This is a genomic window from Kribbella sp. NPDC050281, assembly GCF_040655855.1.
Classification (GTDB): Bacteria; Actinomycetota; Actinomycetes; order Propionibacteriales; family Kribbellaceae; genus Kribbella.
The window spans coordinates 70,675-83,929 of the sequence record NZ_JBFAKS010000022.1; the positions used below are offsets into that span (position 1 = coordinate 70,675).

General features: G+C 66.6%; 13 protein-coding genes. 3 read left to right on the forward strand and 10 right to left on the reverse strand.

Translation table 11 applies throughout. The annotated features are described in order from the left end of the window. The first annotated feature begins 38 nt into the window (after positions 1–38). Entirely contained in the window at positions 39–2,945 is a 2,907-nt protein-coding gene (locus tag AB0I34_RS23705; RefSeq protein WP_360448413.1) for an NAD(P)-binding domain-containing protein, read from the forward strand. 62 nt (positions 2,946–3,007) lie between these two features. On the opposite strand, the gene AB0I34_RS23710 is transcribed toward AB0I34_RS23705, so the two are convergent. From AB0I34_RS23710 to AB0I34_RS23730, 5 genes are all read right to left on the reverse strand, one after another. Continuing rightward, positions 3,008–3,799, reverse strand: a complete 792-nt coding sequence (locus AB0I34_RS23710) for an alpha/beta hydrolase (protein WP_360448416.1) — start codon at positions 3,797–3,799, stop codon at positions 3,008–3,010. Positions 3,800–3,821: 22 nt separating this feature from the next. After that, complete coding sequence (locus AB0I34_RS23715; protein ID WP_360448419.1) at positions 3,822–4,286, reverse strand: hypothetical protein; 465 nt, start codon at positions 4,284–4,286, stop codon at positions 3,822–3,824. Positions 4,287–4,447: 161 nt separating this feature from the next. Further along, positions 4,448–4,702, reverse strand: a complete 255-nt coding sequence (locus AB0I34_RS23720) for a glycoside hydrolase family 15 protein (protein ID WP_360448422.1) — start codon at positions 4,700–4,702, stop codon at positions 4,448–4,450. A 46-nt stretch (positions 4,703–4,748) separates the two neighbouring features. Then, positions 4,749–5,447 (reverse strand): hypothetical protein, encoded by a 699-nt coding sequence (locus AB0I34_RS23725; RefSeq protein ID WP_360448425.1) that lies wholly within the window; start codon positions 5,445–5,447, stop codon positions 4,749–4,751. A 252-nt stretch (positions 5,448–5,699) separates the two neighbouring features. Continuing rightward, positions 5,700–7,154 (reverse strand): glycosyl hydrolase family 65 protein, encoded by a 1,455-nt coding sequence (locus AB0I34_RS23730; RefSeq protein ID WP_360448428.1) that lies wholly within the window; start codon positions 7,152–7,154, stop codon positions 5,700–5,702. 103 nt (positions 7,155–7,257) lie between these two features. Here AB0I34_RS23730 and AB0I34_RS23735 point away from each other — a divergent pair, with 103 nt between their 5' ends. After that, complete coding sequence (locus tag AB0I34_RS23735) at positions 7,258–7,689, forward strand: DUF6458 family protein (protein ID WP_360448430.1); 432 nt, start codon at positions 7,258–7,260, stop codon at positions 7,687–7,689. Between the two features lie 45 nt (positions 7,690–7,734). Here the strand turns inward: AB0I34_RS23735 and AB0I34_RS23740 are convergent, their stop codons facing one another. From AB0I34_RS23740 to AB0I34_RS23750, 3 genes are all read right to left on the reverse strand, one after another. Then, on the reverse strand, positions 7,735–7,905 hold the full coding sequence (locus AB0I34_RS23740) for a hypothetical protein (protein WP_360448433.1): 171 nt from the start codon (positions 7,903–7,905) through the stop codon (positions 7,735–7,737). Beyond that, on the reverse strand, positions 7,902–8,444 hold the full coding sequence (locus tag AB0I34_RS23745) for a DUF1440 domain-containing protein (RefSeq protein WP_360448436.1): 543 nt from the start codon (positions 8,442–8,444) through the stop codon (positions 7,902–7,904). Before AB0I34_RS23745 ends, AB0I34_RS23740 begins: the two co-directional genes overlap by 4 nt. Positions 8,445–8,569: 125 nt before the next feature. Then, complete coding sequence (locus tag AB0I34_RS23750) at positions 8,570–9,205, reverse strand: DJ-1/PfpI family protein (protein ID WP_360448439.1); 636 nt, start codon at positions 9,203–9,205, stop codon at positions 8,570–8,572. 62 nt (positions 9,206–9,267) lie between these two features. On the opposite strand from AB0I34_RS23750, the gene AB0I34_RS23755 reads away from it, so the two are divergent. Next, a complete protein-coding gene (locus tag AB0I34_RS23755; protein WP_360448441.1) occupies positions 9,268–10,605 on the forward strand; it encodes a PLP-dependent aminotransferase family protein in 1,338 nt (445 codons plus the stop codon). 34 nt (positions 10,606–10,639) lie between these two features. On the opposite strand, the gene AB0I34_RS23760 is transcribed toward AB0I34_RS23755, so the two are convergent. Next, a complete protein-coding gene (locus AB0I34_RS23760; RefSeq protein WP_360448444.1) occupies positions 10,640–11,452 on the reverse strand; it encodes an alpha/beta hydrolase in 813 nt (270 codons plus the stop codon). A 1,096-nt stretch (positions 11,453–12,548) separates the two neighbouring features. Next, positions 12,549–13,253 carry an NUDIX domain-containing protein gene (locus AB0I34_RS23765; protein ID WP_360448447.1) on the reverse strand — a complete coding sequence of 235 codons (705 nt, stop codon included), beginning with the start codon at positions 13,251–13,253 and terminating at the stop codon, positions 12,549–12,551. Between the last annotated feature and the right edge of the window lie 2 nt (positions 13,254–13,255).

Consider the following 13,255-nt stretch of genomic DNA (forward strand, 5'->3'; position numbering starts at 1 on the left):
GTCTCGACACCACCGACCCGTAGAGCGAAACTGCCAGCATGGCCGAGACACCGCTCATCCCGGAGAACGCGGAAACCGCCTTGCGGGGGGTTGGTGATGATGACCGCGTGGAGGTCGTCGTGGTGGGTGCGGGCCAGGCCGGGCTGGCGATCGGGTTTTTTCTGGCACGTCATGGTCGCCGGTTCATCATCCTCGAGGCCGCCGACGCGGTGGGGGCAGCGTGGCGGGACCGGTGGGATTCGCTTGCCCTGTTCACGCCGCGCCGGTATGACGCACTCCCCGGAGTGGGCTTCCCGGGGGATCCCGACGGTTACCCGACTCGTGACGAGGTGGTCTCCTATCTGACGGCGTACGCGGAGACCTACAAGCTCCCGGTGGTTTTGAACAGTGCCGTCAGGTCGCTGACCCAGATTGAGGATGGGTTTCAGCTGGAGTGCAGCGACAGGAGAGTGAGGGCCGACCAGGTCGTGGTGGCGACCGGTCCGTTCCAGCTGCCGTTCACGCCGGCGCTGGCCGGGCAGCTCGGTCCTGAGGTCTTCCAGATGCACAGCACGGGGTACCGGCAACCGCAGGACGTCCCGGCGGGGACCGTGCTGGTTGTCGGTGGGGGCAACACCGGTTTCCAGATCGCGACGGAGCTCACCGGCACGCACGCGGTCCACCTCTCGGTCGGCTCACGGCAGACGCCGCTGCCTCAGAAGGTTTGGCACCGCGACTTGTTCTGGTGGCTCACCAAGACACGGTTGCTCAACATGACTGTCGATTCACGTCTCGGGCGCCGGCTGAGCGAGCGGGAGACACTCATCGGCTCAAGCCCGAGGCAGCTCAGGCGTCTCGGTGTCGACCTGCATCCGCGAGCGGTCAGCGCGTCGAACAACACCGTGAACTTTGCTGACGGCACCCAACTCCGCGTCGACGCAGTCGTCTGGGCAACCGGATACCAGCCCGACTACTCCTGGATCGAGGCCCCGGTACTGGATGCCGGAGGACGCGTCCGCCACCGCAGAGGGGTGACCAACCTGCCGGGACTCTACTTTCTCGGCCTGTACTGGCAACACACCCGCGGCTCAGCGTTGCTCGGCTGGGTGAAGGACGACGCCGAGTACATCGCCACACAGGTCCAGACCCTGGTCGGCAGCCGCAAACTGCCCCCAGATACAGCCAATCGTGAACACGCCGACGCCGGAGACAGCCAGGGGGCGATCATGTCGAGCCACAGTGACCACACCGAAAGTGAGAGTCGCGGAGACTTCTCCACCGACATCCGTGACCTTCCAGAATCCCGACCATCCGAGATCGTCTCTCTCGCGAACGGGGAAGCGTTCGACCTCGGTATCGCTGCGATGGTCAAACGGCTGGGCGATGCGACTGTGCGCATGCTTGCCTACAACGGATCGGTGCCCGGGCCAACCATGCGGGTCCAGCAGGGTTCGGAAGTGGTCATCAACGTGACCAACGAGGCGGACACCGAGGCCACCGTGCACTGGCACGGGCTCCGGTTGCAGAACGCCTATGACGGGACCCACGAAACCCAGACACCGATGCAGGTGGGTCAGAGCTTCAGCTATCGACTGCAGTTCCACGATCCCGGCCTGTACTGGTACCACCCCCACATCCGCGAGGACTATGGCCAGGAGATGGGCCTGTACGGCAACATCGTGGTCGTCCCGTCCGACCCCGACTATTGGCCCCCGGTGAACCGGGAGGAGCTGATCACCCTCGACGATGTGTTGCTCGAGAACGGTCAGATCGCGTCGTTCAGCCGCACCGAGACGACGTACGTGGCGATGGGGCGGTTCGGCAACACCATGCTCATCGGCGGTGACGTCACCGTCGAACTGTCGGCCGACCTCGGGGAGGTGGTCCGCTTCTACTTCACCAATACGGCCAACACGCGGGTCTTCAATGTCGGCTTCGACAGGGCCCGGATGAAGCTGGTGGGTGGTGACAGCGGCAGGGTCGAGCAGGAAGCCTTCGTGACTGAGGTGATGCTTGCGCCGTCGGAGCGGATCGTCGTCGACGTACTGTTCGACCAGCCTGGCATGGTGACACTCGAGCACCGGCATCCAGAGCGCACCTATCCCCTGGCATCGGTCACTGTTCGCGAGACGCCGGCCATGCCGGAGCTGAGCAAGCAGTTCGAGGTGCTTCGCACCAACGCAGACATGACAGCCGAACGGGCTCGGCTGGACCGGTACCGCGATGTGGCACCGGACAAGACGCTCGCGTTCGTGGCTGAAATGGACATGGGTGTACCCGACGGCCCGATCGTCTACTCCTGCCCAATGCACTCCGAAGTCATCACCGCCGACCAGGGCCGATGCCCGCACTGCGGTATGAAGTTGGTTGCCGTCGCCACCACCTACACCTGCCCGATGCATCCCGATGTCGTGAGCGGCTCACCCGACCGCTGCCCCCAGTGCGGGATGAAGCTCATGCCGTCGCAGCTCGTCAGCCAGACCCAGGAAGACCACGGCGACGAACCCACCCATTCCCAGCATCACGCGACCGACCAGCACGGCCACGACCATGAGGCCACTGGTGGCATCGAGTGGGAAGACGACATGGTCGACGTCAACCGGATCACCACACCGGCCAACATGCGCTGGAAGCTCGTCGACCGCAGCACCGGTGGGGAGAACCATGCGATCGACTGGCACTTCAAGGTCGGCGATCAGGTGAAGATCAGGCTGGTCAACGAAATGGACTCCGACCACCCGATGCACCACCCCTTCCACATCCACGGCGCGGGCCGCTTCCTTGTCATGAGCCGCGACGACACCGTCGAGCCCAATCTCGTCTGGAAAGACACCGTTCTCGTACGCACGGGCGAAACCGTCGACATCCTCCTCGACGTCACCAACCCCGGTCTCTGGATGGCGCACTGCCACATCGCCGAACACCACGAGAGCGGAATGATGTTCAGCTTCACCGTCGACCCCTAGCCCATAACCTGCAGGAACCGGCCGGAGCGGGGATGCTCCGGCCGGTTCCGTGTCTGGGTTGATCAACGGGCGGCTCGCTCGATCACCTGGGTCACAACCGCGGGCTGGGACACCGCGACCAGGTGCGACGCACCGGGAACCTCGACCTTCGTGGCTCCCGCCCGAGTGGCCATGAACCGCTCGGCCGCGGGAGCGATCGCCTTGTCACCGGTCGGGATGACGGCGTACTTCGGGAGTGCCGCCGGGGCGGTCTCCTGCACCGGCTCGGAGAAGGCCGAGGCAGCGACCGGACGCTGGGCGGCCAGGAACACCGCTCCCTCCCGCGCCGGAATGTCGGCGGCCAGGACCGGCCCGGCCGTCTCCGGCTTCAGCGCCAGGTCGACGCCACCGGGATAGCTGATCACGTTGGTCGTGTCCGGACCGAGTTCACTGCCCGGGAACTGCGAGTTCAGCGCACCCAGCGTTTCGCCTGCCTCGGGGATGAAGGCGGCCACGTACACGAGCGACTTGACGTCGGGTGTGTCAGCCAGCTCGCTGACCAGGGCACCGCCGTAGGAGTGACCGACGAGCACCTTCGGCCCGGGGATGCTCGCGAGGACGCCACCCAGGTACGAGGTGTCGGACGCAATTCCCCGCAGTGGTACGGCGGGCGCCACGACGTTGTAGCCATCGTGCTGCAGCCGGCTGGTCACTCCGGACCAGCTGGAGCCGTCGGCGTACGCGCCGTGCAGCAAGACGATCGTCGGTTTCTCCCTGGTCTGTGCGGTTTCTGCGGCCTGTGCGGTCGTCCCGCCGGCCAGCAGCACGCCTGCACCCAGCACCGCGAGGAGCAGGTTCTTTGCCTTCGGCATCATCTTTGTCATTGTTCTCATACCTCTACTTGGTGGTCGTACCGGTGGGGATGTTGCGGGTCTCGATCGCCCGCACGGAGTTCTCGAACGCCGTGCCCAGGACCCGCCTGCCGAAGACGGCGAAGACGGTCGCGAGCAGGTGGCCCTTCAGGTTCTTGCCGTCGCGCACGATGACGGCGTCGATCTCGGTCGCGCCGTCCGCGCGCCGCTTGAAGGTGTAGGTGTAGCCGGACTCGCCACCCCAGACACTGGAGTCCGTGGTGGTGAGGACTACGCGGTCCGGGTCGGACCAGTCGTAGTGCAGGCGTTCCCAGACACCGCCGGAGCCCTCGGTGACATCGGCGTACCCAGGACCCTCGTCGTGCACCAACAGGTCGTCGTCGTGGCTGTTCGCGAAGAGCTTCGAGCGGCCGGGCCCGAAGTCGGTGAGCCCGGCAATGAACTGCTCGGGCGTCGAGGTGGTCACCTCGGTCAAGTGGATCGTGGTCATGGCGTCTTCCGTTCCTTGAAGGGGTTCTGCTTACTCCCAGATTTCATCGGGAGTTGACGCATCACCCCAGTGGAAGACACTGGTCCACTACCCAGCGCAGCTGACCGCAACAAACCGTCGACCCCGTGGAGCGCCCGTCGGTGTCCTTCGAACCGGCCTCGTCAGAGTCGCTGGCGTGCCGGGGCGTAGGTGTTCGTGCCGGCCGCTTCCTCGGCGCGAATGATGTGGGTGATCGCGTTGATCATGGCCAGGTGGGTGAAGGCCTGCGGGAAGTTGCCGAGATGGCGTCCGCTGCGCGGGTCGATCTCCTCGGCGTAGAGACCCAATGGGCTCGCGTAGGACAGGAGCTTCTCGCAGAGCGCAGTGGCCGGCTCCATGAGGCGTGGTCGACAGACGAAGCCGTTCGAGAACCTCACCGACAGCATCCTCTCTCCCGACCTGGACGCGATGAGCAGCGGCGCCCTACCGGGGAACGATCCCGCTCCGCCCCTGCCACGAGCCGTGCTCCGACAGCGGCCGGAATCGCAGGGTCGCGAACTCGTGGTGGAAGTCCCTGCGCCGGCGTTCGGCCATTGCGGCGGCATGACGGTCGGGTTCCGGGACAGTGCTGTGGCCGTGCACCATCTCTTCCATCTGCCGCACGGACCGCCAGACCGAGAACGTCGAGATCGTCCGAGGCGGGCGCATCGCGGCCAGCGCCAACGTGGCCCCCGGATGGTCGCGAACCAGGCGCTCCACGGGCTTGCCCCACTTGAGGAACCTCGGCACCTCCAGGAGGCGCATCCGGGCCAGCGTGACCGCCACGACGGGCTCGGCGGGGTCCCACTCGCCCGCTCTGGCCGGCAGGTCGGGCAGCGCCGCAAGCCGCGACCAGCGACGAAGGAACTGCATGCGCACGTGCCAGCCCGCAGCCAACTCCCTGCCCAAGGGGTGATCCGCCAGGAACGTCATGACCGCCGCCTCGTCCTCCCACCGCGCGAACATCGCCATCCGACGCAGCTGCATCCGGGCCGACGAGACGGTCGGTGCACCGAGGCGCATCAGCGCTAGGCACTCGGCGTACCGCAACCCGGGCGTGGAAGGCACAGTCGGCGCCTTCCACAGTGCCCCCGCCGTCGTCGTCGGACGGAGCGCCGCGAGGTGGAACGTGAAGATCGTCATCGTTGGGCAACTGTCCCATGGGTGAGGCGCATAGCGCCGAGTACGGACTCAAGCCAACAACTTGTAGATGTCATCGCTCGCGTTACTCGAGCACCGAGCTGCAGCCGTGTGGTTAGGGTGCGTGTAGCTCCTCGGACACAGCAGTTGTCTACACGGGCGGCTCATCCCGGCTTCTCGCCGCGCCGTCTCGAACGCGGCTTCTGCGGACCCTTTCCACAGCTACACACGGTGGTCCATCGGGTTGACCTTCGGTTACGGGGCAAGGGTTATTTCGACTGTGTGGGCTCCATGGAGCGAGGCTGGTACGCCGTACTCGGTGCGTGGGGTGGCGTCGAGGGTGAATGAGCGGATGGCGTTGCCTGTGCCGCGGAGGGTCACCGTCAGGGTGGCGTCGCGGTAGCGCAGGCCGGTCAGGGCGACGCTGCCCCAGCTGCGTGGGAGAGTTGGCGCGAAGTTGAGGCCGTGGTCGTCGAAGGTCATCCCGAACAGGCCGGTGTGCATCATGTCGATGAACGCCGTCGCCGACCAGGTCTGGTCGGGCTCGGAGTCCCAGCGGCGTTTCAGTACGTCGGTTGCGCCCTGGTAGCCGCCCTCGACGGCACCGGTGTTCCCGTGGTAGACCTCCCAGAAGCCGCCGCTGTCCCTGACCAGCTCCGCGAGCAGCCCGGTCTCCGTCGCGTACCCCTTCAGGTCGCCGTGCTTGGCCAGGGCCTTAGCCCAGAGTCCTTGCACGAGCGGCCACACGATCGCGTTGTGGCGTCCTGGCTCCGCGCTGGAATATCTGTCCCAGTGTGGATAGGTGTCGGGCATTCCCCAGGTCATCCGCTGCGCGTTCGAGATCAGGGCACTGGCCTGTGCTCCGTCGGCGATCCCGAAGAGCAGGGTGAACGCCAGCCCCGCGCCTTCCTGGTAGGCGCCCGGCGTCCCGTCGGCAGTGATCTCGTAGTTGTAGCTTCCGGTCCGCGGGTTCCAGAAGTGTTGGTTGATCGACTGCTTGATGGCCGCTGCCTTGGCGCGGTAGCCGCCGGCCGGCCGGCCGAGCGTGTCCGCCATGTCGGCGGCGCGCGTGTAGGCCGCGTGGTACAGCGCGTTGGTGCTCAGGTACATGGCCGAGACGACATCGGGGTACGACGTACTCTCGCTCCCCCGCGACTCGCCGCCGTCCGCCGTCGGCGCCGGGAAACCGGAGACGCCGTCGTTGAAGAACGACGGACCGGTGAACAGGCCGTAGCGCGGGTCGGGGCCGAAGACCGCGGCCTGCTCGCGGAGGGCGAGGGTGTTCGTGACCACGTCGTACGCGCTCCGCAGGAAGTCCCGGTCGCCGGTCACCAGATAGTGGTGCCAGGCGCCGACGGTCCACACCACCTGATCCCACTGCTGGCTGTCCTGCTGCACCCTTAGCTTGCCCACGGCATCCTTCTCGACCACCGCCCACAGCGTGTTCGCGGCGAGCGCCGGCGCCAGCAGGCTCGTCGCGTTCCAGCTGTTGATCGTCGCGTCCCGGGTCCACGGCTGCTCGTAGCCGCCACCGGCCCGGACCATGCCGACCGCCGGATCCATCAGCCCGCTCCTCGCGTGGATGTCGCCGAACGCAACGGTGTTGGTCCCCAGCAGGTTCTCGAGCGCCGCCGCGTAGATCGCGCCGTACAGTGCCTGGCTCTCCGGATCCTCGAACCGCAGCGTCGGACGGGAGGCTGTCGTGGTCATCCGCCCATTCCATCAGACTGGCCGACCACGGCAGTACGTCGCCTGTCCGGGGTTGGAGGTGGGTACCGGGTGCTCCTCAGGGCCCGGTCAAGGGAGGCGCGTGATGAGTATTGGGTTCGGGATCTTTCTGATGGCCACGGGCGCGATTCTCGCCTTCGGTCTACGCGACCGCAGTGACGTCGTCGACCTGCCCGCCGTCGGAGTGATCCTGATGCTGGCCGGGGCGGCCGGCATCTGGCTGTCGTTCCTGATCACCAACAAGCGTCGCCGCGTCGCGACTCAAGCACTGGACGGGTCGGTGGAGGAGCACCGCACGGTCCGGTCGGCGGGACGCATCCGGGCGTACGTCACCCGCAAGCCTCAGTCTGCACCGGCGAGGACCGACACCCCCACTGCCCGCAGGATCGATCTCGACCCGGCCGCCAGCGGCCTCCCCATCACGCCCGCCACCGCAGAACCTACAGACATCGTCGAGACCCCAGCGCCTGTCGTCCCACGCCGCCGACGCCTACTGAACGCAACCCGAAGGCGCTGACCCGGTCAACCAGTCCTTGAAGGATGATCGAAGGCCGACCGATTGCTAGCGCGTCTTCTCCTTCTTCCAGGGCCCGACGCCGAGCTTGCCCGAGGTACCCAGGTCGAGCTCTGGTGTCAGCATGACCAGGCAGGCGCTGGCACCGGACAGCCCGACGGTGATGGCGCTGCGGTCGTGCAGGATCTTTACACCGATACCCGGCGCGTCTCCAGTCATCGCCCTGGCCTCCGCACGTAGTCGAGAGCGCGGAAGACCGCAGCGGTGCTCAGCCCGTAGACCAGGTGCGCACTGAGGTCCTTTGCGAGGATCTTGGCGTCGTACTTCCAGATCGGTTCGTAAAGCCCGGCGGCGGGCAGGGTCACATAACCGCTCCCCCACACGCCCGCGCCGAAGAGGGCGCCGTACCGGACCTTCGGCACCGGCACCGATCCGGCGAGTACGCCGTACACCGCACCGTTGACGATCCCGAAGCCCCAGTGCATGACGTTGTTGACCAGGGCCGCCCGGCGGTCCGGCAGCTCACGACGGAGCAAACCTTCGTACAGCCTTTTGCCCACCTGGGCAGGCGCTGGGGCTTCGTCCCAGCTGTGCACGTCGGCTGAGAACTCCCAGCGCGGAAACGCGCTCTTGCCGCCATCCCTGCGATAGCGGCCGTAGAGCAGGACATCCATCGCCAGCGTGCCGAGTGCGGCGGCAGCGCCTCCACGGGCCACGGCTCCCAACGGCGTCAACGGCCGGCGTCTACCTCTCGTCATCATGGTTCCTCCGTCATTCACAGGGCCGCGCTCAGGAGCGGCCTATCACCACCGTGCTCTTGGGAAGCGTCCGTCGCACCCGGGGAATCCACGGGTGCCTCCCCCGTGTCTCGCCGACGCGGCATTCACACCTCGTACGCCGCGAGTTCGGACGAAGCCGACTCGAGGTAGGGAGCTACGTTGCCCAGTGCCCGGGCGACGTACTCATCCTTCTCGCCGACCGGCGCGACGTAGTACATGGCGTCCTCGGCAGCCTCGAGGCTGTGGAGGCGGGCGATCGTCCAAGTGGCGAGGTACGTCGACGCCAGACAGCCGCCCGCAGTTGCGACGTTGCCGCGGGCGAAGAACGGCTGATCGAGGACCTCAACGCCGGCCGCCACTACCCACGGCTTGGACACGAGATCAGTACAGGCGGGCACGTCACGCAGATGTCCGAGCTTGGCCAGGACCAGCGCGCCGGAACACTGCGCGGCCAACAATTGCCGGGCAGGATCCAGCCGGCACAGCGAACTCATGATGGCAGCGTTCTCCACTACTTCGCGGGTCTGCCGGCCACTGCCGACGACGACGGCATCCGCGGTGCAGGCCTCATCGAGATCGATCGTGGCATCGATCGTGACGCCGTTCATCGAACGCACCCGCGGCGTCGGGCCGGCGATCGAGACCCGCCAGCCGGGTGCGCTGACGCGGTTCAGAATGCCGAGGGCGATGAGGCTGTCGAGCTCGTTGTAGCCGTCGAAGGTCAGGATCGCGATGTGCATGATCCACAGGCTAGGACTCTGATCCATGACGATCGAGAAATTGTCATGCATACACTGCGGTGGTGAGAGTTCCGAAGTACAAGGGCGTGGTCGATGCGCTGGCCGCGCAAATCCGCGACGGGCGGTGGCCGGCAGGTCACCGCCTACCCACTCATCGCAAGCTCGCCACCGACCACGGAATAGCAGTCGTGACGGCATCCCGGGTGTACGCCGAACTGGAAGCGATGGGGCTGGTCAGCTCCGAGCAGGGCCGAGGCACGTTCGTCCGTGACCTCTCTGCCGCCTCCGGCGATGAGATCGATCAACGGTCGGTGGCCGTCGACGCCATCGATCTGAGCTTCAACTCGCCCTCGGTTCCCGGCCAGGCCGAGCTGCTGCGCCAGGCACTGCGGGACCTCGCTGGAGCCGGCGACCTCGACGCGCTCCTGCGCTACCAGCCTCACCGCGGACGCGTTCAGGACCGGACCGCGGTCGCCAGTCACTTGCGCCGGCGGGGACTCGACGTCGGCCGCGAACGAATCCTGATCGTCAACGGCGCCCAGCACGGACTGGCCGTGACGGCGATGGCCCTGTTTCAGCCCGGCGACGTGGTTGCTGTGGACGCTGTCACGTACCCCGGGCTCATCGTGCTCGCGCGCACACTGGCGCTGGAGTTGTCGCCCCTGCCGGTGACCGAGGCCGGGCCTGATCTCGATGCACTCGAGCAGTTGTGCCGACGCCGGCGGGTCCGCGCCATCTACACGATGCCGACCCTGCACAACCCGCTCGGCTGGGTGCTCGACGACTCGCAACGCACCCAACTCGTCTCGATCGCCGACCGGTACGGCGTTTCGATCATCGAGGACGCCTCGTACGCCTTCCTCGTCGAGGACGCACCAGCGCCCCTGGCGATGTCCGCGCCTGACCTCACGATCTACGTGTCGAGCCTGTCCAAGAGCGTGGCCACCGGTTTGCGGTTCGGCTTCATCGGCGCACCCGCCGAGCTGGTGCCGGCACTCGAACGCACCATCCGGGCAACGACCTGGCACACCCCTGGCCTGACAGCAGCGATCGCCTCCCGGTGGCTGGACGACGGCACCGCCGACCGCCTGGAGACACAGAAGCGGACCGACGCCCGCCTACGCCAGTCCATCGCCGCCGAGGCCTTGGCCGGGACGCCCTATCTCAGCCACCCGTCGTCGTACTTCCTGTGGTTGCCCTTGGCACCGGATGCACGCCCGGACCGCATCGCGGCAGCTCTCGCCACCAAACAGGTCGCGGTCTCGACAGCTGAACCATTCGCAACAACGCCCACGGTGCCGCAAGCCCTCAGACTCGCACTCGGCTCGGTCCCAATCCCCGACCTCCGTCTCGCCCTCCAGGCAGTCCGCCAAGAAGCCGAGCGCGATCCCTACCGCTGACAACCACACTGTGAGTTGCCAAGGCGGACGTCCTTCAGGCGCCGGCTGGGGCCGGCCAGCCGGCCTGTTCTGCGGCCCAGGCGAGGGCGTAGTCGGCGACCTCCTCCCACCCCTCGTGCGCGGGCAGCAGGTGCGGCATGCCTTCGTATTCCTTGATCTCGGTGATGGTCTTCGACGACTTGTAGTGCTTGGCGTTCGACCGCTGGATGCTGGGCGGCATCAGGTGGTCCTCGCTGCCGGAGATGAACAGCAGCGGCGGCCGGTTGTCGTTGTGGTAGTCGACGTGGACATCCTGCGGGCCGGGCTCGAAGTTCGCCAGCAGACTGTTCCAGAAGATCCGCCCCGAGGCCGGGACGTGGTACCGGTGGTAGAGCTCGAGGGACTCTTCCTCGGTGAAGGTGTTGGCGAACGTGTACTTCCACTGCTCGGGCGTCAGCGCGACCGCCTTGTGCCGGTTCGCCGGGTTCTTCAGCACCGGGAACGACGCCTTGACCTGGGACAGCGGGGTGACGCGCACACCCTCGGTCGGCGCGGAGTTGACCGCCACGCCCGCGGCACCGAATCCGTGGTCCAGGAGGACCTGCGTGAACGCTCCGCCGGCGGAGTGGCCGATGATGATCGGCGGCTCGTCGAGGGCTCCGACCACCGACTCCAGATGCGAAATGATCTCCGGGGCGGTCACCGCCTCGATCGGCGTCGGGTCGGCGTTGAGTGCCTCGACCTCCACCTCGAACCCAGGGTAAGCGGGCGCGACGACCGTGTAGCCGGCCTTCTGGTAACGGTCGATCCAGTGTTCCCAGCTACGCGGGGTCACCCAGAACCCGTGGACGAGAACGATGGTCTTCATAATGTGCCGCCCTTTCCGGCGAGGTAGTCGATCTACTGAGTACACCTCTAGGTCCGGACAGCTCGCCGAAATGTGACAGGACCGAACCACGCGAGCATTCCCGTGGTCATCCGGACCACGGGATCGCCTATGGGTCTGCCAGGGCGCGACGGCGGCACCGACGACGGAACGTGAAGGGAGGAAACATTTCCAGAGTGCAGGAAGGCCGGAAGCGTGAGACAAGAACTGTCGGATCTCGACGAGGCACTGACGACGTTCGTCGAAGTACGGCCGCGGCTGATGGCCATCGCGTACCGGATGCTCGGCAGCACGCCTCACCCCGCACGGACCTTCTGGTTCTATCCGGCATTCCAGATCAACGCCTGCTTGGCAGGCGCCTCGGAGGGCTGCGGGCGGTTGCCGTTGGCTGCTACGCAGAGGTGGTCATCGCGCACAGTCTGCTCCGAGTCAGCCGAGCACGACTCCACCGCCCGCCGGCCAGCGGTAGCTGCGGTTTGCCGCATTCGGTGGATGACCCTGCCGGCTCCTGAGACTGTCGTCGCTATCGATCCTTGGTTGGCCCGAAAGGCTCCGGCACCCCGCCTCATCAGTTCGTCAAACACGTCCCGTAGGCGGTCAATGATCACTCGTTGCTGCGTATCATCCGGGAGACCCGCTGCCGAATCCCACGGCAGGACGGTCTCAACGTACGGCTGGCCGGCATCCATCCGGCCCGGCGCCCGAAGGAGCCTGCTCCTTCGCGGGTGCAGGACCAGGACGATCCAGAGCTCACTACCACCAGGCGCCGCGCACCACTTCATCGCCGATTCCAGACGCTGTGCCTCAGGTACCAAACCCTCGGCCAGCGCTGTCACGCGCTCCTCTTCAGCGATGCTGAAATATCTCTCCCAGTACTTGTTGTACTCACTGCCCGCGCCCAACTTCAGCCATTGCCGCTCAACGCTTGTCATGAACGGCCTGCCCTCCTGCCGCGACTATCACCGGTTGCACGGGTTTCTGCACCTGGCCGGCGAGCAACTGCACGGCTCCTAGTCGGCGCTCAGCGAGGCGATGGCGAGCTTGGCGCACCGCTCAGAGATTGTGCGAAGTGGCTGGATCAGCGCGGTGGGCGGAGTACGGCGAAGGGGTCTGTGACGGTGAGCTCGTGGGCTACGAACTTGTAGACGGTGGCGGGGCGTCCGCCGGACTGCCCGGGGCGAGACGTGCGATCGGTCGGGTCGATCACGTGCCGCCGGGTCAGAACGCGAGTCAGATTGGTGGCGCCGAGCTCGTAGCCCAGCGCCGCGCGGAACAAGTCGCGTAACTCCGCGATGGTGAACTCGGGCGGAGCGAGGGCGAATCCGATGTTCGTGTACGACAGCTTCGCCCGGAGCCGCGCGACCGCTGCGTCGATGAAGTAGTGGTGGTCGAACGCCGTACGCGGTAGATCGTCCACCGGGTGCCAGACCGTGTCGGTCGGCAGATTGGGCCGCACGTCGGACGGAACCAGGCCGAGATAGGCCGTCGCCAGCACCCGTGCCCGCGGATCACGGTCGATCGCACTGTGGGTGGCCAACTGCTCCAGATGCGCGACATCGCGGACGTCGACTTTCGCCGCGAGATGACCGGTGATGGCCTCCCGGAGCCTTTCGGTGGGCTCGACGCCACCCCCAGGCAAGGCCCAGCGATCCCGGTGCGGACTCCGCCCGCGTCTCCACAGCAGGACACACAACCTGCCGTCGCGGACGGACAGAACCACGGCCAGCACCTCATGGGGATAGCTGGGGAAGTTAACCGGATCACCTTTCTTGGCTGCGGGCACGT